Source organism: Mesorhizobium sp. CO1-1-11, from assembly GCF_020164995.1.
Taxonomy (GTDB): Bacteria; Pseudomonadota; Alphaproteobacteria; order Rhizobiales; family Rhizobiaceae; genus Mesorhizobium; species Mesorhizobium australicum.
On sequence record NZ_JAIUHE010000002.1, the window covers coordinates 160269 to 183555 of the forward strand.

At 62.8% G+C, this 23287-nt stretch carries 25 protein-coding genes, 1 tRNA gene and 1 pseudogene; 10 read left to right on the top strand and 17 right to left on the bottom strand.

The window, feature by feature from the left end; translation table 11 throughout:
• The first annotated feature begins 3 nt into the window (after positions 1-3).
• From LB554_RS02770 to LB554_RS02785, 4 genes are all read left to right on the top strand, one after another.
• Positions 4-1134, top strand: a complete 1131-nt coding sequence (locus LB554_RS02770; RefSeq protein ID WP_224583197.1) for a glycosyltransferase — start codon at positions 4-6, stop codon at positions 1132-1134.
• Between the two features lie 86 nt (positions 1135-1220).
• Positions 1221-2756, top strand: coding sequence for an undecaprenyl-phosphate glucose phosphotransferase (locus tag LB554_RS02775; RefSeq protein ID WP_140617042.1), 1536 nt, complete (start codon positions 1221-1223; stop codon positions 2754-2756).
• The gene (locus LB554_RS02780) at positions 2753-4042 is read left to right on the top strand and encodes an O-antigen ligase family protein (RefSeq protein WP_224583040.1); all 1290 of its coding nucleotides are present in this window, start codon (positions 2753-2755) and stop codon (positions 4040-4042) included. The genes LB554_RS02775 and LB554_RS02780 overlap by 4 nt, the downstream gene beginning before the upstream one ends.
• Before the next feature lie 36 nt (positions 4043-4078).
• Positions 4079-4155 (top strand) — tRNA-Pro (locus LB554_RS02785).
• Between the two features lie 99 nt (positions 4156-4254).
• Here LB554_RS02785 and LB554_RS02790 read toward each other — a convergent pair.
• Positions 4255-4716: a YbaK/EbsC family protein gene (locus tag LB554_RS02790; RefSeq protein ID WP_140617044.1), complete on the bottom strand. Its 462-nt coding sequence runs from the start codon at positions 4714-4716 to the stop codon at positions 4255-4257.
• 199 nt (positions 4717-4915) lie between these two features.
• Positions 4916-5200: a helix-turn-helix domain-containing protein gene (locus LB554_RS02795; protein WP_140717549.1), complete on the bottom strand. Its 285-nt coding sequence runs from the start codon at positions 5198-5200 to the stop codon at positions 4916-4918.
• A 274-nt stretch (positions 5201-5474) separates the two neighbouring features.
• Here LB554_RS02795 and LB554_RS02800 point away from each other — a divergent pair.
• Together LB554_RS02800 and LB554_RS02805 are read left to right on the top strand one after the other, a co-directional pair.
• Positions 5475-6088: pseudogene (locus tag LB554_RS02800) on the top strand (hypothetical protein).
• Positions 6089-6270: 182 nt separating this feature from the next.
• On the top strand, positions 6271-6429 hold the full coding sequence (locus LB554_RS02805) for a hypothetical protein (protein ID WP_224583042.1): 159 nt from the start codon (positions 6271-6273) through the stop codon (positions 6427-6429).
• A 296-nt stretch (positions 6430-6725) separates the two neighbouring features.
• Here the strand turns inward: LB554_RS02805 and LB554_RS02810 are convergent, their stop codons facing one another.
• From LB554_RS02810 to LB554_RS02840, 7 genes are all read right to left on the bottom strand, one after another.
• Positions 6726-7028: a hypothetical protein gene (locus LB554_RS02810; RefSeq protein WP_015318227.1), complete on the bottom strand. Its 303-nt coding sequence runs from the start codon at positions 7026-7028 to the stop codon at positions 6726-6728.
• An 88-nt stretch (positions 7029-7116) separates the two neighbouring features.
• Positions 7117-7656: a MerR family transcriptional regulator gene (locus tag LB554_RS02815; protein WP_015318228.1), complete on the bottom strand. Its 540-nt coding sequence runs from the start codon at positions 7654-7656 to the stop codon at positions 7117-7119.
• 214 nt (positions 7657-7870) lie between these two features.
• Positions 7871-8194 carry an integration host factor subunit alpha gene (locus LB554_RS02820; protein ID WP_010915609.1) on the bottom strand — a complete coding sequence of 108 codons (324 nt, stop codon included), beginning with the start codon at positions 8192-8194 and terminating at the stop codon, positions 7871-7873.
• Between the two features lie 101 nt (positions 8195-8295).
• Entirely contained in the window at positions 8296-9267 is a 972-nt protein-coding gene (locus LB554_RS02825) for a beta-ketoacyl-ACP synthase III (RefSeq protein ID WP_015318229.1), read from the bottom strand.
• Between the two features lie 9 nt (positions 9268-9276).
• On the bottom strand, positions 9277-10347 hold the full coding sequence (gene plsX / locus LB554_RS02830) for a phosphate acyltransferase PlsX (protein ID WP_041163469.1): 1071 nt from the start codon (positions 10345-10347) through the stop codon (positions 9277-9279).
• Positions 10348-10460: 113 nt separating this feature from the next.
• Positions 10461-11009 (bottom strand): YceD family protein, encoded by a 549-nt coding sequence (locus LB554_RS02835; protein ID WP_015318231.1) that lies wholly within the window; start codon positions 11007-11009, stop codon positions 10461-10463.
• Positions 11010-11012: 3 nt separating this feature from the next.
• A complete protein-coding gene (locus LB554_RS02840; RefSeq protein ID WP_224583044.1) occupies positions 11013-11555 on the bottom strand; it encodes a ubiquinol-cytochrome C chaperone family protein in 543 nt (180 codons plus the stop codon).
• Between the two features lie 114 nt (positions 11556-11669).
• On the opposite strand from LB554_RS02840, the gene LB554_RS02845 reads away from it, so the two are divergent.
• The 3 genes from LB554_RS02845 to LB554_RS02855 all read left to right on the top strand — a co-directional run bounded on the left by LB554_RS02845 (position 11670) and on the right by LB554_RS02855 (position 13885).
• On the top strand, positions 11670-12185 hold the full coding sequence (locus LB554_RS02845) for an outer membrane protein assembly factor BamE (RefSeq protein WP_015318233.1): 516 nt from the start codon (positions 11670-11672) through the stop codon (positions 12183-12185).
• 154 nt (positions 12186-12339) lie between these two features.
• A complete protein-coding gene (locus LB554_RS02850) occupies positions 12340-12885 on the top strand; it encodes a dTDP-4-dehydrorhamnose 3,5-epimerase family protein (protein ID WP_015318234.1) in 546 nt (181 codons plus the stop codon).
• 16 nt (positions 12886-12901) lie between these two features.
• On the top strand, positions 12902-13885 hold the full coding sequence (locus LB554_RS02855; protein WP_224583046.1) for a glycosyltransferase family 2 protein: 984 nt from the start codon (positions 12902-12904) through the stop codon (positions 13883-13885).
• A 104-nt stretch (positions 13886-13989) separates the two neighbouring features.
• Here the strand turns inward: LB554_RS02855 and LB554_RS02860 are convergent, their stop codons facing one another.
• The 5 genes from LB554_RS02860 to LB554_RS02880 all read right to left on the bottom strand — a co-directional run bounded on the left by LB554_RS02860 (position 13990) and on the right by LB554_RS02880 (position 20188).
• Positions 13990-16131, bottom strand: a complete 2142-nt coding sequence (locus LB554_RS02860) for a sodium-translocating pyrophosphatase (RefSeq protein ID WP_015318236.1) — start codon at positions 16129-16131, stop codon at positions 13990-13992.
• A 264-nt stretch (positions 16132-16395) separates the two neighbouring features.
• A complete protein-coding gene (locus tag LB554_RS02865) occupies positions 16396-17145 on the bottom strand; it encodes an ABC transporter permease (protein WP_015318237.1) in 750 nt (249 codons plus the stop codon).
• On the bottom strand, positions 17142-18080 hold the full coding sequence (locus LB554_RS02870; protein ID WP_224583048.1) for an ABC transporter ATP-binding protein: 939 nt from the start codon (positions 18078-18080) through the stop codon (positions 17142-17144). The genes LB554_RS02865 and LB554_RS02870 overlap by 4 nt, the downstream gene beginning before the upstream one ends.
• Positions 18077-19240 (bottom strand): ABC transporter permease, encoded by a 1164-nt coding sequence (locus LB554_RS02875; protein WP_224583051.1) that lies wholly within the window; start codon positions 19238-19240, stop codon positions 18077-18079. Before LB554_RS02875 ends, LB554_RS02870 begins: the two co-directional genes overlap by 4 nt.
• A 36-nt stretch (positions 19241-19276) precedes the next feature.
• Positions 19277-20188 (bottom strand): ABC transporter substrate-binding protein, encoded by a 912-nt coding sequence (locus LB554_RS02880; RefSeq protein ID WP_140718225.1) that lies wholly within the window; start codon positions 20186-20188, stop codon positions 19277-19279.
• 214 nt (positions 20189-20402) lie between these two features.
• Here LB554_RS02880 and LB554_RS02885 point away from each other — a divergent pair, with 214 nt between their 5' ends.
• Positions 20403-20975: an NADPH-dependent FMN reductase gene (locus LB554_RS02885; RefSeq protein ID WP_023773263.1), complete on the top strand. Its 573-nt coding sequence runs from the start codon at positions 20403-20405 to the stop codon at positions 20973-20975.
• A gap of 14 nt (positions 20976-20989) precedes the next feature.
• Here the strand turns inward: LB554_RS02885 and LB554_RS02890 are convergent, their stop codons facing one another.
• The 3 genes from LB554_RS02890 to ribH are packed head-to-tail and all read right to left on the bottom strand — an operon-like array spanning position 20990 to position 23189.
• Positions 20990-22201 (bottom strand): MFS transporter, encoded by a 1212-nt coding sequence (locus LB554_RS02890; RefSeq protein ID WP_224583053.1) that lies wholly within the window; start codon positions 22199-22201, stop codon positions 20990-20992.
• Positions 22198-22698: a transcription antitermination factor NusB gene (gene nusB, locus LB554_RS02895; protein WP_015318243.1), complete on the bottom strand. Its 501-nt coding sequence runs from the start codon at positions 22696-22698 to the stop codon at positions 22198-22200. Before nusB ends, LB554_RS02890 begins: the two co-directional genes overlap by 4 nt.
• Positions 22695-23189 carry a 6,7-dimethyl-8-ribityllumazine synthase gene (gene ribH, locus LB554_RS02900; protein ID WP_140617055.1) on the bottom strand — a complete coding sequence of 165 codons (495 nt, stop codon included), beginning with the start codon at positions 23187-23189 and terminating at the stop codon, positions 22695-22697. The genes nusB and ribH overlap by 4 nt, the downstream gene beginning before the upstream one ends.
• Positions 23190-23287 lie beyond the last annotated feature (98 nt).

Here is a 23287-nt window from a genome sequence, read left to right on the forward strand (position 1 = left end):
CTCGTGGCGGACAAGCTCAGGATCGTCCACTGCTTTCGCTCACCCGTGGGAGGAATTTTCCGGCACGTGCGCGACCTGGCGGAAGCGCAGGTCGCCGCCGGCCACATGGTCGGCATCGTCTGCGATTCGACTACCGGCGGTGAATTCGAGGAGCGTCTTTTCGGGCAGATGAAGGACATGCTGGCGCTCGGCGTTCATCGTACGCCAATGCAGCGTCACGTCGGCCCGGGCGACCTCGCCTCGGCCCGGCGCACCTACAGGATCATCAAGGAATTGCGGCCGGACGTGCTGCACGGACATGGCGCCAAGGGTGGCGCCTATGCCCGTCTGTTCGGCTCATTGTTGCGGGTATCAAGGTCTCGCGTAGCCCGCCTCTATTCGCCGCATGGCGGCTCTCTCCACTATGACGAGAACACAGCCACCGGAAAGCTGTTCTTCGCGCTCGAGTATCTCATGGCGCGCTTCACCGATTGCCTGCTGTTCGTCTCCGACTACGAGCGGCGGACCTACCGCAGGAAGGTGGGCGAACCGCCGATCCCGAACACGCTGGTCTACAATGGAATTCGCACCACCGAATTCGAGCCGGTAGCCGCCAGAGCCGATGCGGCTGATTTGCTCTATATTGGCATGATGCGGGACCTCAAGGGCCCGGATATCTTCATCGATGCCCTGGCCGCCGCCGCTCCCCGGCTCGGCCGCGCACCGAGTGCGGTGATGGTCGGCGACGGCGACGACCTGCCCCGCTACCACGCGCAGGTGAAACGCCTCGGGCTTGAAGACAATGTCCGTTTCCTGCCGCCAATGCCGGCCCGGGAGGCCTTTGTGCTGGGGGCGCTCGTCGTCGTTCCTTCGCGCGCGGAAGCCATGCCCTATACCGTGCTGGAGGCACTTGCCGCGGCAAGACCTGTTATCGCGACCTCGGTCGGCGGCATACCGGAGATTTTCGGTTCAAGCTCCCCCGCCCTGATTCGCCCGGATCCGGCCGAGCTCGCCGACAAAATGAGCCAGGCGCTGGGCGACCTTGCCACCTATCGCCGATTGATGCCTGACGAATCCACGCTCAGGGCGCGCTTCGGCGCCGACGTCATGGCCGCCGAAATCGAGAAGGCCTACTTCGCCGCGCTCGCAAGTTAGCTCAGGCCCTTCCAAAGCCACAGGTTGTTTCAAGGGTTTCTTAGCTCTCTTTTGCTAATCACCCTGGGAAGCTTGCGGACTGTTCCATGAACGAGATCGACCCCGCGCACCGCTTTTCATCAGAAGCGGTGCGTCATTTCGACGGGCCTGCCGATGGCGACAAGCCCGGCGGCATGAACGACGTTGCCCGGCAGGTCGCGTCGCAATACCGGCGCGATACGATGTCGCCGATCATGGTCAGCGGCGTGCTGCGCATGGTCGAATTCGCGGTGCTGTTCGTCTCGGGGCTCGGCGTCTATTTCTACTATGTCGGATTCTTCAATTATCTCGCCTGGCAATATCCGCTGACGATCGCCGCCGCATCGTTCCTCGCCGTGGTGCTGCTCGATGTCACCGATTGCTACCAGGTGGTGTCCCTGATGCGGCCGCTCGCCAATTTTGGGCGCATCCTGCTGGTCTGGGCCGGCACCTTCGCGCTGATGGCGCTGACGGCATTCGCCATGAAGATGTCGCAAGACTATTCGCGCCTGCTGTTCGGCACCTGGTTCGTCGTCGCCTTCATCTGCCTCTACGGTCTCAGGCTGGTGATGTCGAGGCTGATCCGGCGCTGGGCGCGCGATGGCAGCATGGAACGGCGCGCCGTCATCGTCGGCGGCGGCAAGGCGGCGGAAGTGCTCATCCGCTCGGTGGAAAAGCAGCCTTACAACGACATCCGCATCTGCGGCATCTTCGACGATCGCAACGACAAGCGTTCGCCGTCCCTCGTCGCCGGTTATCCCAAGCTCGGCACGATTTCGGAACTGATCGAATTCGCCCGCATTGCCCGCATCGACATGCTGATCGTGTCGTTGCCGCTGACCGCCGAATCGCGCGTGCTGCAATTGCTGAAGAAACTGTGGGTGCTGCCGGTCGACATCCGGCTGTCGGCGCATTCCAACGCGCTGCAATTCCGTCCGCGCGCCTATTCCTACATCGGTTCAGTACCGATGCTCGACATCTTCGACAAGCCGATCAACGATTGGGATTCGGTCGCCAAGCGCGCCTTCGACATCATCTTCAGCCTCATAGGCATCGTCGTGTTCTCGCCTGTGATGCTGGCCGCCGCGATCGCCATCAAGCTCGACAGCAAGGGACCGGTGCTGTTCAAGCAGAAGCGGCATGGCTTCAACAACGAGATCATCGAGGTTTACAAGTTCCGCTCCATGTACACCGACCGGTCGGATCCGACCGCAAAGCAGACGGTGACCAAGAACGATCCGCGCGTCACCCGCGTCGGGCGCTTCATCCGCAAGACCTCTATCGACGAACTGCCGCAGTTCTTCAACTCGCTGCTGGGCTCACTGTCGCTCATCGGTCCGCGCCCGCACGCCATTGCCGCGCAGTCGCACAACCTGCTCTACAACGAGGTGGTCGACGGCTATTTCGCGCGCCACAAGGTCAAGCCCGGGGTCACCGGCTGGGCGCAGATCAATGGCTGGCGCGGCGAGATGGACACCAATGAAAAGATCCGCATGCGGACGGAATACGACCTTTACTACATCGAGAACTGGTCGCTGCTTTTCGACCTGCGGATCCTGTTCCTGACGCCGGTCCGGCTCTTGAACACGGAAAACGCCTATTGAGCGCGATCAGCCATGATCTGCTGCGTGCGGCGGTCAACGCCAAGCTGATCACGCTGATCTCCTCGAGCGCGGTCGTGCTCGGCATTCTTCTGTCGGGCTTCGTCATCAGCGAGCCGGCGCCTTACGAAATCTACATGGCCGCGCTGATCGCCATCTGGGCGCTGTTCGGCCTGAGGATATCGCGCGCGGCCATGCCGCTTCTGGTGCTGCTGGTGACGATGAACATCGGCGGCATGATTTCCATGACGCAGATGGCGGATCTCGCCAACACCCCGCTTTATCTTGCCGTGTCGCTGTTTCTCGCTTTCAGCGCGGTGTTTTTCGCATCGGTTACGGCCACGCAGCCGAACCTCTACCGGCTGATCTTCAATGCCTATGTCGTTTCGGCGGTGGCGACGTCGCTGCTTGGCATAGCGGGCTATTTCCACGCCTTCCCCGGTGCCGAAATTTTCACCAAATACGATCGCGCCGCCGGCGCCTTCCAGGACCCGAATGTGTTCGGGCCGTTCCTGGTGCTGCCCGGCATCTATCTGCTCTATTTGCTGCTGACGGGCCCAGTCACGCGCATGCCGCTGCTGGCTGTGCCGCTGCTGATCATCAGCGCCGGCATCTTCTTCTCCTTCTCGCGTGGTGCCTGGGGCATGTTCGCGGTCTCGGCCATCCTGCTCACCGGCTGCCTGTTCCTGCAGAGCGCCAGCGGCATGTTCCGGCTCCGCGTGGTGATCATGACGATCGCCGCGCTGTCGCTGCTGGCCATCGCCATCATCGTCATCTTGCAGTTGCCCGGTGTGTCGGAGATGTTCTCCAGCCGCGCGCATCTGGAACAGAGCTACGACACCGCACGCCTGGGCCGCTTTGCCCGCTACACGCTCGGTTTCCAGATGGCGATGGAGCACCCGTTCGGCATCGGGCCGCTGGTCTTCGGCACGATCTTCGGCGAGGACACACACGACATCTGGCTGAAGATGCTGATGGACTATGGCTGGCTCGGCTTCGTCTCGTTCCTGACGCTGGTCATCTGGACGATCTCAGCCGGATTCCGCATCCTGCTGCGCGACCGGCCGTGGCAGCCTTACCTCCTATGCGCCTACGTCGCCTTCATCGGCAATGTCGGGCTCGGCACCTTCATCGACATCGACCACTGGCGCCATATGTATCTGCTGCTCGGCTTGATCTGGGGCGCCATAGCGCTCGAATACCGCCATCAGCGGCTATTGCGGCCGGTATTGCCGGGTCCACCAGCCATCACATCGGCACCGGTACGATTAACGCCGAATTTCGGTTGACCCGAGCCGGGTTATCACGATACATCGCGACCGGTCCGGAGTGTAGCGCAGCCCGGTAGCGCACTTGACTGGGGGTCAAGGGGTCGTCGGTTCGAATCCGGCCACTCCGACCATTTCGAAGCAGGACTTGTCCCCAAAAGTCCGCCCTGCCGCATCACCCAATTTTCGAATCGCGTGTTCCTTTACCCGCCGGCTCTGGATTGGATCCGGCGCTACGCTTGGCACACATCGACCCACTCGGCACCGGTAAGATCGGCCATGCGCTGTGGTACAATCCGGACAGCGGCATTGGTGGCGCCGGCGGCGGGGACGACTTCGTCGAATTGGCGCAGCGAGACGTCGCAATAAACCGGCAGCGGCGACGGCAGGCCGAACGGGCAGACGCCGCCGACCGGATGGCTCGTGGCAGCGACAACCTCTTGCGCGTCCAGCATGCGCGGCTTGCCGCCGAACTGGTCCTTGAACTTGCGGTTGTCGAGCCTGGCGATGCCGCTGGTCACGACCAGCATGGTGCGCTCGCCGACGCGAAGACAGATCGTCTTGGCGATCTGCGCCGGCAACACACCATGCGCCTCCGCCGCCAGCGCCACTGTCGCCGAACTTGATTGCGTGACGACGACCTCGATATCAGGCGCGCGAGCCGCGAAGAAGGCACCGACGGAATCCAGGCTCATGTCGAAAAACTCACGGTTCAGACCCGCTGCACGGCGGATGCGTTTGGCGCGGATGGATGCCGCGTATGGACACGTGCGATCTGCAAACCGGCAAGTTCTGCAAATCGGCAAGCCCGGCCTGCAGGCGAACGCCATGGCATCCACAAGAAACCCGCCAAGCGACCTTGGCGGGTTTCTCGCGCATGCCCTGGCGCCGATTCTATGCCTGAGGCCGGCCTTGTGCGGCCAGCGTCGGTACGGCGGAAGCAATAGGAGCATCCTGCGGCAGACGAAGCGCGGACGCAATACGACGCAGCTTCGCCGGGTCGGCCGCCCGGCCGCTCTCGATATCCTCGATCTCTTCGACCGAGAGGCCGCAGGTCAGCGAAAGCGCTTCGAGGCTGTACCCGCGCGTTTCCCGCATTGCCCTGAGGGCGTTGTAGTCCGGTCCGATCTCGTTGGCTAATGGTTCGGAGGGGGCGTGGCTTTTTGCATTGTTGGGCATTGGCAACTCCGTTGGCTGAAAGCGTTTGATCAAAATGGGATGTTGCCTGAGACGAGCAGGAAGATGCCCTCTCGCCAGCGATTTGCCAAGCGCCAATCTGGCCGTCACGGCATCGTGACCCGGATGCCCATGGGGCTGCCACGCCCTGTCCCGATCAAGTTGTTTTGAACGCGCGAGCGGGTTTTGCCCGGCAGTTTCGCCCCACCCGTTCGTTATCTCGACGTCGCTGGCGTGAACCATTCCTTCCAGCCAGCCTTTCCCAAAGGATACTCCAATGAGCCTCAAGACACCTCTCCTCGTGCTCGGCACGATTTCCATGCTTTCCGGCATCGTCATGGCCAGCGCGCAGGCGGCGGACACATTGCGCGTGCGCGGCACGGTGGTCAGTTTCGAGCCGTCGCTGCTGACCGTGAAAACCCGTCAAGGCGACACGGCCGCGATCAAGCTGAAAGACGGCTGGAAGCTTTCAGGCGTCGCCAACGCATCGGTAAAAGACATTAAGCAGGGCGATTTCGTCGGCATCGCCTCCGTCTCCAAGGCTGACGGCGGCAGCGGCGCGCTGGAAGTGGTGGTCTTTCCAGCGGCCTTGAAAGGCGCTGGAGAGGGTGATCGCCCTTGGGACCTGGAGCCGAACAGCCGCATGACCAACGGCACCGTCGCGGACGTCACCGACATAAACGGGCGTGCCGTGACGCTGACCTATGACAATGGGCAGACGAAGAATATCTCGATCCCCGACGGAACGCCTGTCGTGACTTTCGCGCCGGCCGCCCGACCGATCTCAAACCAAGTGCGACGGTCTTCGTTACCGCTCAGCGCGAGGCGGACGGCACGCTGAGTTCCAGCCGCGTCGTGGTCGGAAACAATGGTGTGATCCCGCCCATGTAAGCCAAAGCAGCCGGCTTCGGCCCTGGCGATCATGGGGCAGGAAGCCGGTTCCTGGGAAACAGTTCAGAAACAAGATTCTACAATCGGGAAATACTGACGAAAAAATTCGGGAGCGTAATTCCGTTCGCGGCGGTCGGGATATCGGCCCGATCGTACCTGCTTGCAAAAAAGGAAACGATCCAATGAAGAAATCCCTCCTCTCGGCCCTCGGGCTTGCAGCTGCAATCGCTTTCGCGGTGCCGGTGGTCGGCGCGACAAGCGCGGACGCGGCCTCAATGGCAAAGCATCATCACCATCGTCACCACCATCATCACATGAAGAAGATGGGCAACAAGGCCTAAGCACCGCAACGAGAAGACCAGCCCTGGCTTCTTGTCCAAGGCTGGTTTTCTCCTGGTCACAATGCCAGGCCGGGACTACTGGACAAACCCGGCCATCGCCGCGGAATCGAGCGGCTGTGGGGGATCGATCGATCCGCCTTTCTGCACCGGCAGCACAGCGGTGCCGTGCGCCTCTACGCCGACGCGCTTCGGCCAGATTCCGGAGCGGTATCGCAAACCGCTGACGTCAATGGGAATAGCGGCCGCGCCGGAGGGCGAGCCGCCATTTTCTCTCTCTGGAAATTCTTGGGTAGCAGTCAGCGCCGGCTGAACAGCAGGCTGGCGACCAGACCGAGTACGACAAGACCGACCGCTGCGGCCGCCGCCGGATGTTCGCGTGCCGATTTCTCGATCACCCTGCCCTGTTTGCGGATTGCCGGCATGGCATCGCGCAGACGCTCCGCAAGATCCGAATACGTATCAAGAGCAGCATCACGGCCGTCTTCATAGTAAGCGCCACCCCGCTTCGACACTGCCTTGCGCAACGCGGCGAGTTCCCTCGAGAGAGCCGCGACCTGCTTTTCGAGGTCGATGTCCGAAAGGGTCGAAAATGATGCCATCATGCGTTTCCTTGTCTTGCAGAAGGAAACCTAACGCCTCACCCCAAAGCGAGTTCCAGTTTCGAGGCTTTAAAGCGCTTCGCGGCGGTCAGCGCACCTGGTCGAGCAGGCGCTTGCATTCCAGGAGGTCAAACAGCGCTTCCTGCAGCAGCGCGCGGTTGTCACGCGAGAGCTTCGACGCGTCCGGCGCAACCGGACCTTCCTCGTCGCCCTTGCCCAGGCCGAAAAAGCGGCGGCTGGGCTTGACCCTTGGCTGGCCAACCAGTTCGTCATCTCCGCCGCGCGGTTGGGCTGCCGGCGTCAGCGGCACCTGATCGGCCTGCTTGCGCTGCGAGATCGCCTCGACGGCGGCCATGTCGCCATTGCCGATGGCGACCAGGAAATGATTGCCGTTTTCCCGCAGCAGCTTTTGCACGCCCTTGATGGTGTAGCCCTGGTCATAGAGCATATGGCGGATGCCCTTGATCAGTTCGACATCCTGCGGCCGGTAGTAGCGGCGGCCGCCGCCACGCTTCATCGGCTTGATCTGGTTGAAGCGCGTCTCCCAGAAACGCAGCACATGCTGTGGCAGGTCGAGATCTTCAGCGACCTCGCTGATGGTGCGGAAGGCGTCAGGGCTCTTGTCCATGGGCGAAATCCTCACGCTGGCGTGTAGCCCGGAACGGTGCTCCGACGAGATCCCGCTCAACAATGAGAAGAGCTTGTTCCGCAGGTGCGGAATCGATCATAAGCCAGACATCCATCCGGCCATGCTGCCGAATCGGGCCTTATTTCAGCGGTTTGTGAAGCAATATTCAAGTCCGCCGTTGTCGCGGAGCCGGTTTTCAACCGTGCAATGGAGGCTATTTGCCGCCCTTGGCCTTGCTGTTCTGGTGGGAACGCAGGATGCGGTTCTTCAGGACGTTGGACGATTTGAAGGTCATCACCCGGCGCGGCAGGATCGGTACTTCCTCCCCGGTCTTGGGATTGCGCCCGATCCGCTCATTCTTGGAGCGGACATGAAATGTCGCGAAAGACGACAGCTTCACCGTCTCGCCGCGCACGATCGCTTCGCAGATCTCGTCCAGCACCGCCTCGACGAGTTCGGCGGATTCAGTGCGCGACAGACCGACCTTTCGGTAGACGGCCTCGGCAAGGTCGGCGCGCGTAAGTGTCTTTCCCCCCATGCGACCGTCCCATCAGCTCAAACATAAAATCGGCACAACAACGGCAGAGCCTAAGTAATTGATCCGGCAAGGTCAAGGACCGAAACCGGACCGTTCTGCACTTACCAGCGAACCAGAACGGCGCCCCAGGTGAAGCCGCCGCCCATCGCCTCCAGGAGCACCAGATCTCCCTTCTTGATGCGGCCGTCGGCGACGGCCACCGACAGCGCCAGCGGTACGGAAGCAGCCGACGTGTTACCGTGCAAATCGACGGTCACCACCACCTTTTGCTCAGCTATCCCGAGCTTTTTGGCTGAAGCGTCAATAATCCGTTTATTGGCCTGGTGAGGCACGAACCAGTCGAGATCGTCGGCGGTAATACCGGCGGCCGAGAAGGTCGCCTCGATGACATCGGTGATCATGCCGACCGCGTGCTTGAAGACCTCGCGTCCCTCCATGCGCAGATGACCGACCGTGCCCGTCGTCGACGGTCCGCCGTCGACGAAAAGCTTTTCCTTGTGCGAGCCGTCGGAACGCAGGCTGGCCGCCAGGACGCCGCGATCGGCGATCGTGCCGGCCCCCTCACCGGCTTCCAGAACGACCGCACCGGCGCCATCGCCGAACAGCACGCAGGTCGAGCGATCGCTCCAGTCGAGGATGCGTGAGAAGGTCTCCGAGCCTATCACCAGCACGCGCTTCGCAAGGCCACCGCGGATGTAGAGATCGGCTGTCGTCACCGCATAGACGAAACCCGAGCATACCGCCTGCATGTCGAAGGCAAAACCGTGCTGCATGCCGAGCCGGTTCTGGATCTCGACCGCGGTAGCCGGGAACGTGTTGTTGGGGGTCGAGGTCGCCAGTACGACCAGATCGATATCGCCCGGGGTCAATCCCGCATCGGCAAGGGCGGCACGCGCCGCGGCCTCGCCCAGCGAAGCCGTCGTCTCGTCATCAGCCGCGATATGGCGCTGGCGGATGCCGGTGCGCTGAGCGATCCACTCGTCGGAGGTCTCGACCATACCTTCAAAATCGGCATTCTTCATGATGCGGCGGGGCAGCGCGGCGCCCGTGCCGCGCACAACTGATCTGATCAAAATTCTTTCCTATTCCCTTGCGTCGGTAACGACGTCGGATTTCCTTGATGTCAGGGCATGCGGGTTGCGCGCATGAAACAGGTCGAGGTCGGCCTCGATGCGATCAAGCAGATTGTTGCGCACCATGTCATAGCCGAGTTCGATCGCCGCAGCGAAACCGTCCGAGTCGGCACCGCCATGGCTTTTGACGACGATGCCGTTCAGCCCCAGGAAGACGCCGCCATTGGAGCGGCCGACATCCATCTTTTCGCGCAGGCGGTCGAAGGCGCCCTTGGCAAAGACATAGCCGATCTTGGCCATCAGGGTGCGGCTCATCGCGGCGCGTAGATAGCCAGCTATCTGGCGCGCGGTGCCTTCCGCCGTCTTGAGAGCAATATTGCCGGCAAAGCCTTCCGTCACGACGACGTCGACCGTACCCTTGCCGATATCGTCGCCTTCGACAAAGCCATGGTAATTCATCGAGGCCATATTGGCTTCGCGCAACATGCGTCCCGCCTCTTTGACCTCTTCCTGGCCCTTGATCTCCTCCACACCGACATTGAGCAGGCCAACCGTGGGTCGGGCGATGCCGAACACAGAACGCGCCATGCCGGTGCCGAGAATGGCAAAATCAATGAGCTGGTGCGCGTCGGCGCCGATGGTGGCGCCGACGTCCAGAACCACGCTTTCGCCGCGCAATGTCGGCCATAATGCCGCGATCGCCGGGCGGTCGATGGTCGCCATGGTGCGCAGGCAGAATTTGGACATCGCCATCAGCGCACCGGTATTGCCGGCGGAGATGCATGCATCCGCAGCGCCCGACTTTACCGCCTCGACCGCCTTCCACATCGACGATTTCCAGCGGCCATGGCGCAGCGCCTGGCTCGGCTTGTCATCCATCCTGACCGCGATCTCGCAGTGGAAGAACTCGCTGACCTCGGCCAATTTGGGGAATTTGGCGAGTTCCGGGCGCACCAGTTCCTCACGTCCGTAGATGACGAAGCGGATGTCGGGACGGCGGGTCGCGACCGTCATGAGCGCCGGAATGACCACGGCTGGTCCGTGATCGCCGCCCATGGCATCGATGGAAATCCTGATCACGCGGTATTCATCTCACGGTTAGGCGGCAAGTCGTTTTAGTGATCGCAAAGGTTCGGCGAAAATAGCGGTTTTAGGCTGTCGCACAACCGACTTTTCCGTCGCGAGCGAGGTTTTCAGGATTTTCGCAGCAAGGATCGCAGTTTTTGCTGAAATTCATTCTCGGCCGGTCCGGTGTCGTCATCGGTGCCAATCGAGGCGCCGGGCTTGCGCGGATACGGATCGATGGCCAAGCCGAAGAACTGTTCGGCAAGTGCCCCGACATCGATGGTGTCGCCCGAAAATGTCTCGGGACTGTCGGGGCCGTCGGCATCGAGCAGGATTTCGCCGCCACCTTCGAATCCCTGCCGTCCGAGTTTGGAGTCCTCGGGCAAGAGCAGCGCCTCGAACGGCTCTTCAACATGCGCTTCGATGGGGTCGAGCGTGACGATGCAGGCCTGGGTAATGTCCGCCTCGACACGGCCGCTGACCTTAACGCCGTTGCGCTTCCATGACGTAACCAGCAGTTCGGCGCGATAGGCTTCGACCGACAGCAGCCCATGGGTCTCGGCAAGTGCCGCGCGCTGCGCGGCATCGGCCTCGATCACAACCGGCAGCCCTTTGTGCGGCAGACGCGCGACATTGGCGAAAAAGGATACCGGACTTTGCATATCCACGTGTTTCATCGATCAGCCTCCGTTGGCTACGGGAAACGCCACAGTGCCGGCAACGATCGATTCGGTCGGCTGCGCACTCAGTTGCCGGCCGGCGTCGGCGACATACCCGGCCAAACGTGACGCTTCCGGCCAGCCGCCGGCGTCGGGACGGACATTGCGGGCAAGTGCCGCGGTCAGACCGTCATGGTCGTTTCGTTCAAGCGCATCATCATAGGCGGCGGTGCGGCCATAGAACATCTTCGCCAGCTTCTTCATGCGTTTTGGCACACCCACGTCACCAATGCCCAGTTCCCGCAGCGAATGATCGACGTCGAGGAAGAATTCGTCGATCAGCACCTGCGCGATCTCCTGCGCCACACCGTCCTCGCCGCGCAAGCGGTGCTGGATGAGGAACATGTGCAACGAAAGCATCTCGAAACGGCCAAGCGGCGTGTCCGGCACATTCCAGTGGGAATAAAAAACGGTCTGCCGCGCCGCCGCCACGATTTGTGCGTAAAGCGCGTCGGTGATGGCGCGGTTGGCGTGGCGTTCGCGGCCAAAAAGGCGCTGGAACATGGGGATGGTCTCCGGGGACCGTTTGTTGAATTGGCCTTGTTGCATCGGCAAGCAAGCTGGTTTACCGGTTTTGCGGCCCAGCGCAAGTTGCGGCGATATAATGGAGAATTGTTGTTGCGCGCGCTGAATTTCAAGTCGGGTTTCAATTCCAGGGCTGCCGGCGCGATCTCGCTGCTGGCTATCGTAGCGGCGCTGTCGGCATGCCACACCAACAAGATGATCGGCGACCTCAGTCCGAGCGAGACGTTCACGCAAGGCTATGTCCTCGATCAGCAGGCGATCGATTCCGTGCCGGTCGGTTCCAGCCGCGAGCAGGTGCTCCTTGCACTCGGCACGCCGTCGACCACGGCGACTTTCGACAATGAGGCGTTTTACTATATTTCGCAGACGCGTAAGCGCTACGTCGCGTTCGACAAGCCGAGGCTGGTCGACCAGAAAGTGCTGGCGGTCTATTTCGGCCCGGACAGCCGCGTCACCCAGATCGCCAATTACGGCTTGAAGGACGGCAAGATCTTCGACTTCATTTCGCGCACCACGCCAACCGGCGGCAAGGACCAGAACTTCCTCAGCCAGATCATCAACGGCGCCAGCAAGCTGGCGCCCGGCATTCCCGGCGGCGGCACCCCCTGATCCCTAGAATCCTGCTTCCCTGACTTTGGGGAACAGAAATGTCTCAGGCGACCAAAAACCCGTGGGAGCGATCCCACGGGTTTTTGTTAACGGGGCCCGGCTTGCCAGTGATGGGGCAAACCCATATCAAACCGTCAGGCTGGGGGATTTGGACATGAGCAGTGACGACCATGCGATGCCGGTTGGCTGGATGGCGACCGGGACACCCGACCGGCAGACGGTGACATCAGACTGGCTTGCCATCGATCCGCCGTCGATCGATGGCGTCACAATCAAGGAAATCAGGCCGGTCGCTACATCCAACGGCTATCTGACCGAGGTCTTTCGGGATGAGTGGGGACTTGATCCATCGCCTGTCGGCCAGGTGTTTCAACGCACGATGTATCCAGGCGCGGTAACCGGCTGGCATGCGCACAGGGTGACGCTGGATCGGCTCTTCTGCTGTGCCGGCAGCGTCCGCATATCGCTCTATGACGGCCGGAAGGCTTCGCCCAGTTTCGGCACGGTGTGGCACAAGATACTCGGCGCGTTGCGGCCGGCGATCGTCATAATCCCGCCAGGCGTGTGGCACGGCGTGACGGCGCTCGGGCCGGAGATCGCCCTGCTGCTCAATCTCGTCGACAAGGCCTATGCCTACGACGCGCCCGACCATTGGCGCCTGCCACCGGACACCGAACAAATCCCCTACAAGCTGGTGTAGCGTGGAAGGATCGCGCTTGTTCGATGCAACAGGGCAGCGCGTGCCGCTCGTCTCGGTGGTGATCGCCACCCACAATCGTCCCGCAGCCTTGCGACAGACGCTGTTCAGCGTCTTGCGCCAGACGCTGCAGGATTTTGAAATTCTGGTGATCGGTGACGACTGTCGCCCTGAGACACCGGCGATCATCGCCGAATTCGCCGATCCGCGCATCTTCTATATCGACCTGCCCGTCAATTTCGGCGAGCAATCCGGCCCCAATAATATCGGTTTTGCCAGGGCGCGCGGCCGGCTTGTCGCCGTGCTCAATCACGACGACCTCTGGTTTCCGGATCATCTGGCGGCAACCACGGGATGGATCGATGCGACCGGGGCGGATGTCGTCATCGCTCGTGGCGCCATCATCGAACCGGTGCGGACGAGAGACGATGCTCTCAAGACCTCGATTTACGGAATGGGCAAAGACGGTTTTTACGATCCCGTCGTCACGGCCGGATACGGATCGGCACAGGTGGTCAGGCGGGCGTCGCTGGACTGGCTCGGCCCCTGGCGGCCTGCCAGCGAATGCTCATGCGAAAGTTCGCAGGACTGGCTCTTCCGGGCCTGGCGAAAGGGAGCCGTGATCGCGACCATGCCGCACCTGACGGTGCTGAGTATCTTCTCCGGCCAGCGCAGCGGCAGTTATCTCGAAGACACGGCAATGGAGCAGGAGGAACTCATCGACCGCATGCGCATACCTGACGACCTGCGTATCAAGGTTCTTGCCGCGGCGGCGGTGCCGTCTCGCCTGAAGAAATCCAGTTATCTGAAACGCAGGGTTTGGGCTGCATGCGGCGTTCATCCGAGATCCGTCGAGTTTCGCCGCAAATACCAACGCGGTGCTTTTGTCTCCATGCTTCGAAAGGTACGCGGCCTGCCGCCCATGCCTGAACGGGAGCCGACCGTGGATGATCTGTTGGCTATGTACCGCGGAGGCAGCAAGCGGGAAGAAACCGGAGAATAGCGGCTGTCGCGCACGCGGCGCCCAGATGCCGGACCAAGCGACCAGTCAGCTGACATGAATAACCCTCGGGGATCGCTCCCCGCGGGTTATTCAACCGCTCCCGCTCAGCCGTGCGCGAGCACGGCCAGCAACAGGAGCGCCACGATGTTGGTGATCTTGATCGCCGGGTTGACCGCCGGGCCGGCGGTGTCCTTGTAGGGATCGCCGACGGTGTCGCCGGTCACCGAAGCCTTGTGTGCCTCGGAGCCCTTGAGGTGCTTGACGCCGTCCTTGTCGGTGAACCCGTCCTCGAACGACTTCTTGGCGTTGTCCCAGGCGCCGCCGCCCGAGGTCATCGAGATGGCGACGAACAGGCCATTGACGATGACGCCGAGCAGCGAGGCGCCGAGCGCGGCGAAGGCGGACGCCTTCGAGCCCGAGATCAGCAGCACGCCGAAATAGACGACGAGCGGCGCCAGCACAGGCAGCAGCGACGGGATGATCATCTCCCGGATCGCCGCCTTGGTCAGGAGATCGACCGCACGCGCATAGTTCGGCTTGGACGTACCGGCCATGATGCCCGGATCCTCGCGGAACTGCTTGCGCACCTCCTCGACGATGGCGCCCGCCGCGCGGCCGACCGCCGTCATGGCGATGCCGCCGAACAGATACGGGATCAGGCCACCGAAGATCAGGCCGGCGACGACGTAAGGGTTGGAGAGATCGAAGGAGATTTCGCCCATGCCCTGGAAGTAGGGATATTTGTCGCCATTGGCGGCGAAGAACTTCAGGTCGTTCGAGTAGGCCGCGAAAAGCACCAGCGCGCCGAGGCCGGCCGAACCGATGGCGTAGCCCTTGGTCACCGCCTTGGTGGTGTTGCCGACCGCGTCGAGCGCGTCGGTGGAGTGGCGCACTTCCTTGGGAAGGCCCGCCATTTCGGCAATGCCGCCGGCATTGTCGGTGACCGGACCGAAGGCGTCGAGCGCCACGATCATGCCGGCGAGGCCGAGCATGGTGGTGACGGCGATCGCCGTGCCGAACAAGCCGCCGAGCTGGTAGGTGGCGATGATGCCGCCGACGATGACGATTGCCGGCAGTGCCGTCGATTCCAGCGAGACCGCGAGGCCCTGGATGACGTTGGTGCCGTGGCCGGTCACCGACGCCTGGGCGATGGAGTTGACCGGGCGCTTGTTGGTGCCGGTGTAGTACTCGGTGATCACCACGATCAACCCGGTCACCACGAGGCCGATCAGGCCGCAGATGAACAGGTTCTTGCCGGTGATCGTCATGCCGGCGACGGTGCCGACCTCGCCCCAGCCGAGCGTGGCCGAAGTGGCGACGCCGAGGCCGACGATCGACAGCAGGCCGGTCACGATCAGGCCCTTGTAGAGCGCGCCCATGATCGAGCCGTTGGAGCCGAGCTTGACGAAGAAGGTGCCGACGATCGAGGTCAGGATGCAGGCGCCGCAGATGGCGAGCGGATACAGCATCGCCGCACCGAGGACAGCGGTGCCACCGAAGAAAATGGCGGCCAGAACCATGGTGGCAACAACCGTCACCGCATAGGTTTCGAACAGGTCGGCGGCCATGCCGGCGCAATCGCCGACATTATCGCCGACATTGTCGGCGATGGTGGCCGGGTTGCGCGGATCATCCTCCGGAATACCGGCTTCGACCTTGCCGACCAGGTCGCCGCCGACATCGGCGCCCTTGGTGAAGATGCCGCCGCCGAGACGGGCGAAGATCGAGATCAGCGAGGCGCCGAAGCCGAGCGAGACCAACGAGTCGATGACGATACGATCGTTGGGCTGAAGACCCATGAAATGGGTCAGGACGAGATAATAGATGGAGACGCCCAGCAGAGCGAGGCCGGCCACCAGCATGCCGGTGATGGCACCCGACTTGAAAGCGATGTCGAGGCCGGCGGCGAGGCTGTTGGAAGCCGCTTGCGCGGTGCGTACATTGGCCCGCACCGAAACATGCATGCCAATGAAGCCGGCGGCACCCGACAGAACGGCGCCGATCAGGAAGCCGATGGCGGCGGTGATCGACAGCAGCCACCAGGCGAGCACGAGCACGACCACGCCGACGATGGCGATGGTGGTGTATTGGCGCGCCAGATAGGCCTGGGCGCCTTCGCGGATGGCGGCGGAGATTTCCTGCATGCGTGCATTGCCCTGATCGGCCGCGAGGACCGAACGTGTCGCCCAGATGGCGTATAGGATTGAAAGCAGGCCGCAGGCGATGACGGCGGAAATAATGGTCATTGCCGAATTTTCCTCGATTGTTGGCCCAAAAGAACCCCTCCCTGGGCCGTTGAGACAAAGACCGGATTCCGCGCGCGGAATCCACCTCTTCGCATCGGTGTATGCGAAACAGGGCCGCGAACGTCAAGATATTGTTCGGTTTTTGCCCGGCTTTTGCCCAAAAGACAAAAACCGCGACGGCAGAGCCGAAAGGGCCTTCGATTTAGATCGATTGAAATCGCGCTAGGGAACCATCCGGGGCAAGACCCCCGGTCTCCCCGAGGATCATTCCGCTTCGCGGCCCATCCGGCGCGCCGTGTAGCGCTCTACCGCCGACAGTCCGTCATAGATCAGCACGGCAAGGGCCGCCACGATCAGGCCGCCCTGCAGGATGAAGGCGAGATTGTTGGATAGCAGGCCGGCGATGATCACCTCGCCGAGTGTCTTTGCGGCCACAGTCGAGCCGATGGTGGCCGTGGCCAGGCTGATCACCACGGACAGTCTTATGCCGCCGAGGATGATCGGTGCACTGAGCGGCAACTCGACCTTGGTGAGCCTTTGCCAGCCGGTCATGCCGGCGCCACGCGCCGCCTCGACGACGTTGGCCGGCAGCGTTGTCAACCCGGTCAGTGCGTTCTCGAAGATCGGCAGCAGTCCATAGAGAAACAGCGCGATCAGCGTCGGCTTCTCGCCGAAGCCGACAGCCGGCACGGCGAGCGCCAGCACCGCCACCGGCGGAAAGGTCTGGCCAATGTTGACCAGGCTGCGCGACAACGGCAGAAATTCGACGCCCGCCGGCCGGGTGACGAGGATGGCGAGCGCCACCGCGACGATGGTGGCCGCGACGGTCGCGATCAACACGGTACGCAGATGCAGCAGCGTCAGCGTCAGCAGACTGCCCTGGTTGTAGATTACGGGAGCGTTGTTTTCGGTCAGCGGCTTCAGCAACGGCTCGAACCACCCCGGACTGGTGATGAAGGCAACAAGCAACACCACCAGCGCAAGCCTGAGCAGCAGCGGCAGCCAGGCCTTCATGCCGGCCTCGCCGCGCGCTTGATCAGTCCGTCGACGGTGACGCGGCCGATCGGCTTGCCGTCGGCACCCTTCACCGGCAGCGCCGGCTTGCCGGACCAGAGAAGTTCCGCGAGCGCGTCACGCTGGCTGGCGTCACCGGGGATCGCCTCGCCTTCGGCACCGCCCTGCTCCACCGCATCGCGTACCCGCCCCAGCGACAGCAGCCTGAATGGTTTTTCGCTGGCTCCGACCAGGGTTTCGACAAAGCTGCTGGCCGGGTTCGCCAGGATCTCCGCCGGCCTTGCATATTGCACGAGCTTGCCGGCATCCATCACCGCGATCTTGTCCCCCATGTGCACGGCCTCCTCCATGTCATGAGTGACGAGGATGATGGTGGTGCCGAAGCGCTTCTGGATTGCCAGCAGATCTTCTTGCGCCTTGGTACGGATGATCGGGTCGAGTGCGCCGAACGGCTCGTCCATCAACAGCACGTTGGGTTCGGCGGCGAGCGCGCGGGCAACGCCGACGCGCTGCTGCTGGCCGCCGGACAGTTCATGCGGGTAGCGCGGCCCAAATTCCTGGGGGTTGAGTTGGTAGAGCGTCATCAGCTCGTCGACGCGGGACTTGATGCGTGCGTTGTCCCAGCCAAGCAGCACCGGCACGGTAGCGATGTTCTGCGCCACCGTGCGATGCGGAAACAGGCCGTGGCCCTGGATGGCGTAGCCGATGCTGCGGCGCAGTTCGTACCCCGGCACCGATCGATTGTCGGCACCATCGAGCTTGATGACGCCGGCGGTTGGTTCGACCAGCCGGTTGATCATGCGCAGCAGCGTCGTCTTGCCGGACCCCGAGGTGCCGACAATGACGCAGACCGTACGCGGCTCGACGACCATCGAGACGTCGTCGACGACAGTGGTCGCGTCATAGCGCTTGGTGATGCCTTCGATTTCGATCATGCCGTTTCAACCCTGCGCTTGGTGGCGGTCATTTCGATCACGGCGTCGAGGATGATGGCGGCGGCAAAGGCGAGTGCCACGGTCGGCACTGCGCCAAGCAGCACCAAATCCATCGCCGTCTGGCCGACACCCTGGAAGACGAACACGCCGAAACCGCCGCCGCCGATCAGCGCGGCGATGGTGGCAAGGCCTATATTCTGCACCAGCACAATGCGGATGCCGGTGAGGATCACCGGAAAGGCCAGCGGAAACTCCACACCGAACAGGCGCTGGCGGCCCGTCATGCCCATGCCCCGCGCCGCGTCATTGGCCGCACGCGGCACGCCGGCAAGGCCGACCACGGTGTTGGCCACCACCGGCAGCAGCGAATAGAGGAACAGGGCGACGAAGGCGGGCGCCGTGCCGATGCCCCTGATACCGAGCGCGGCGGCCCCCGGAACGTGGGCCGCGACCCAGCCAAGCGGCGCGATCAGCAGCCCGAACAGCGCGATCGAGGGAATGGTCTGGATGATGTTCAAGACGTTGAGGACGCCGGCCTGCAGGCTCTCGACACGGTGGCACAGGATGCCGAGCGGCAGGCCGACGATCACGGCGGCAAGCAACGAGCCGAGAGCAAGGGTCACATGCTTGGAGCCTTCGGCCCAAAAGCTGTCGGCGCGGTTGGAGTATTCCTTGAGGATCGAGAGGCTGTCCCAGCGTCCCGAAATCAGCAGCAAGCCGATGACCAGCGCCGCAACGACAAGCACGCCGACGCGCGCCGAGGGCGACAGGTTGAGCCGGGTCAGCACGTCGGCGAGCAAAAGCGTGAAGGCGAAGATGAGAATCCAGAAGCCGGATGCCGGCGAGACCCGAGCAAAGGTATTGCCGGCTGGAGTGAGGAATGTGCCGGCGACGCCGATGAGCAGCGCCAGCGCGACAAGCGTCACGATGCTCGCCGCAAGGCGCAAGACGAGCGGCGTTTTGAGGAGCGCGATGATTGCCGCCGCGACAATGATTGCGAGCAGCAACGGCCCTATAGCCTGCGGCAGCGCCTCGACGATAGAGCGTGCCTGGCCGGGAACGATGCGGTTGGCGCGGAAGGTGGCGAATGGCGCGAGAAACGCGGCGTAAGCAGCGAGTGCAGCGATGACCACGCCGAGCTTATCGAAACGCGGGGTCATAAGGCGCCTCGCCCTGACGTCGCTATCGACGCGTCGCTATTTCAAAAACCCGTTCTTCTTCAAAAAGTCCTCGGCGACGCCCTTGACCGGCTCGCCGCCGACCTGCACGCGGCCGTTCAGTTCCTGCAGCGTGACGAGATCGAGCTTGGCGAAGACCGGCTTCAGCAGCGTTTCGATCTCCGGGTGCTCCTTCAGCACGGATTCGCGGATGATCGGCGCCGGCTGATAGACCGGCTGCACGCCCTTGTCGTCAGTCAGCACCACGAGGCCCGATGGCGCGATGCCCCCGTCGGTGCCGTAGACCATGGCAGCATTGGCGCCGCTGGTCTGGTTGGCGGCCGCCGCGATGGTTGCCGCCGTATCGCCGCCCGAGAGAGTGATCAGCTGGTCCGGCTTCAACGTGAAGCCGTAGGTAGTCTGGAAGGCCGGAAGGGCTGCCGCCGAATTGACGAACTCGGCGGAGGCCGCCAGGACCACCTTGCCGCCGCCGGCGACATATTTGCCGAAGTCCGACAGCGTGACGAGCTTGTTCTCGTCCGTCACTTCCTTGCGCAGGGCGATCGCCCAGGTGTTGTTGGCCGGCGCCGGTGACAGCCAGACGATCTTGTTGGCGTCGTAGTCGAGCTTCTTGGCCGTCTCATAGGCCTTGGCGGCATCCTTCCACACGGGATCATCGGCCTTCTCGAAGAAGAAGGCGGCGTTGCCGGTGTATTCGGGATAGATGTCGATCTCACCGGCGGTGATCGCCTTGCGCACCACGGGCGTGCCGCCGAGCTGGATGCGGTCCGTGGTCTTGATGTTGTTGGCGTTGAGGACGAGCTGGATAATGTTGCCGAGCACGCCACCCTCGGTGTCAATCTTCGAGGAGACGACGACCTGAGCGCTCGCGGAAGCCGCCGTGATGGCGAGCGCGATTGCCGCGCTGGCCAGAACCTTGACTGAAAACATTGTGAAACCCCTTGCTGTGAACCGGATGCGGTGGCCGCATATGAGCATGGCTTCAACGGCCAGTCGGGGCACACGGTTTCATAAGAAGGGGGACCAGCGCAATATTTTTGTTCCGGACGCGCCGATTTGGGCCTGGCGGCAACAGCGGGCTGGCGATTGGCCGCTATCGGGTGAATAATGCCACGAGGGTGGCGGCAAACACGGAGAGCGTGTCATGGCCATACACAAGGTCGGTTATCTCATCGGCAGCCTTGCCCAGGCATCCATCAACCGCAAGCTCGCGAAGGCGCTTGTTCAACTTGCCCCTCCCGAGCTCGAAATGACGGAAATCGGCTTCAAGGATCTGCCTCTCTACAGTTACGACTACGACGCCAATTTCCCGCCGGCCGCCCAGGCTTTCAAAAAGGCGATCGCCTCCGTCCAGGCCGTGCTGTTCGTCACCCCGGAGTATAATCGCTCGATCCCCGGCGGACTGAAGAACGCGATCGACTGGGCCAGCCGCCCCTACGGCAAGAATTCATTCGCGCGCAAACCGTCGGCCGTCATCGGAACATCGCCGGGCGCGATCGCGACCGCTGTCGCCCAACAAAGCCTCCGCAGCGTGCTGAGTTTCTGCAACTCACCGCAGATGAATGCGCCCGAAGCCTATATCCAGTTCACGCCGGGACTGATCACGGATGACGGCGAGGTGACGGTTGAATCCACTGAGGATTTCCTGCGCAATTACATGGCTGAGTTCCATATGTTCATAGCGCGGGTGCTTCAGGTTCTGCCGCCGGACGCATAGCTTTCGAATTCGCGTCAAGCCGGCCGCAAGCTTGTGATCTTCAGCGCGCCGAGTGCCACGAAGCAAAGTGCGGCGACTGGAAAGATCATCCAGTTGAGCATCGTCCAGCCCCAGGCGTTGTAGACCATGCCCGACATCAGCGACGCACAGGCGACGGAGCCGAACAGGACGAAGTCGTGGAAGCCCTGCACCTTGCCCTTTTCGGAAGGGTGGTAGCTGGCCGCCACCATGGCGGTGGCGCCGATAAAGCTGAAATTCCAGCCGAGGCCGAGCAGGATCAGCGCCGCCCAGAACTGCCACAGCGCCAGGCCCGACAAGGCAACGACGGCACAGCCGATCAGCAACAGCAGGCCGATGGCGACAATGCGCTCGGCGCCAAAGCGATGGATCAGCGAGCCGGTGAAGAAGCTCGGCCCGAACATCGCCATGCCATGCCAGGAGATGCCCAGCGTCGCATCGTCCTCCGACAGGCCGCAGCCCACCATGGCGAGCGGCGCGCCGGTCATGACGAAACTCATCAGCGCGTAGCTGCCGACGGCGCAGAAGAGCGCCGCGACGAAACGCGGCTTGGTGACGATTTCGGAAAGGGGTCGGGCATCGCCGTCGGCAACGTCCACCTTGCTCGCGGTCCTCGACGGCAAACGAAGGAACGACAGGATGACGGCGCCGACAGCCGCCAGCGGCAGGATCGAGGCGCAGGAACCGGCAAACATGACTGGTGCGAATAATTCGCGCGTGAAGATGACGATCTGCGGCCCGAGGATGGCGGTGATGATGCCACCGGCGAGCACGAAGGAGATGGCGCGGGCCTTGAACGCCGGCGGCGCGTTGTCGGCCGCGGCAAAACGGAACTGCTGGACGAAGGCGCCGCCGACACCGATGACGAGCAGCGCGAACGCGAACAGCCAGAAGCTGCCGTGGAATAAAGCCAGGGTGGCGACCAGCCCGCCGAGCGCGGTGACCACGGTTCCGGTCATGAAACCGCCACGCTGCCCCAGCCAGCGGATAATGGCGGCCGCGGGCAAGGCGCCTAGCGCCACACCGAGATTGAAGCCGGTGATCGGCGCGGTCGCCAGGGATTTGTCGGCGCCGAGCAGATATTGCCCGGCCAGCGCGCCCATGGAAATGGCGATGGGAGCCGCCGAGCCGATGATCGCCTGCGAGGCGGCGAGGATCAGCGCGGTGCGCCGCGCCTCCTTGCCCGCCTCGACGGCGATGGCGGTCACGAAGCGTCCTTGCCGCGTCCCTCGCCACGCACCCGGCGTGACACGCGGTCGAGCACGGCATTGACCAGCTTCGGCTCGTCTTCCTCGTAGAAGGCCTTGGCGATGTCGACATATTCGGTGACGATGACCGCGACAGGAACGTCCTCGCGCTTCATCAGTTCGTAGACGCCCGCGCGCAGAATGGCACGGAGCGTCGAATCGAGGCGCGACAGCGGCCAGTCGTCGGTCAGGGCCTGGCGGATGATCGGATCGATGGTCTTCTGGTTCTCGACGACCCCGGTCAGGATGGCACGAAACCACTGCGCGTCCGCCTCGCGATAGAGCGCGCCGTCGACTTCCTTGCCGAGACGGAACGCCTCGTACTCGGCGGTGATCTCGAACACGCCGCTGCCGGCGACATCCATCTGATAGAGCGCCTGCACGGCGGCCAGACGGGCAGCGCCGCGCTTGTTGGCGTGGCGCACCGCGGGCTGTCCGGGCGAAGCGGGTTCGCTCACGATTGCGCTCCCAGTTGTTCCTTCAACGCGATCATGGTCAGCGCCGCGCGCGCGGCAAAGCCGCCCTTGTCGCCTTCGGAGCGCTTGGCCCGCGTCCACGCCTGCACATCGTTCTCGGTGGTCAGGATACCGTTGCCGATGCAGACCGAGTCCTGCACGGACAGGTCCATGAGCGCACGGCTGGATTCATTGGCGACGATGTCGAAATGATAGGTATCGCCACGGATAATGGTGCCGAGTGCGACAAAGCCGTCATAGCCCGTCCCGCCTTCGGCCATGCCGTCGAGCGCGAAGGTGATCACCGCGGGAATTTCAAGCGAACCGGGAACGGTGACGACGTCGTAAGTCGCGCCCGCTTCGTCGAGCGCGCTTGTCGCGCCATCGAGCAGTGCGTCGGCAAGGTCGTCGTGAAAGCGCGCCTCGATGACGAGGAGGTGAGCCTTCTTCTTGGGACGAATGAACGCCTTGCCGTGTTGGGATGTGCCAGCCATAGATGTCTCCGGAGTCGCCGGTGACTTAGGCCGAAGCCGGTTTGATCGCAAGCGGAAGATTGCCCGACGCGTATCAGATTGCCGTGGGTCGGACTGTC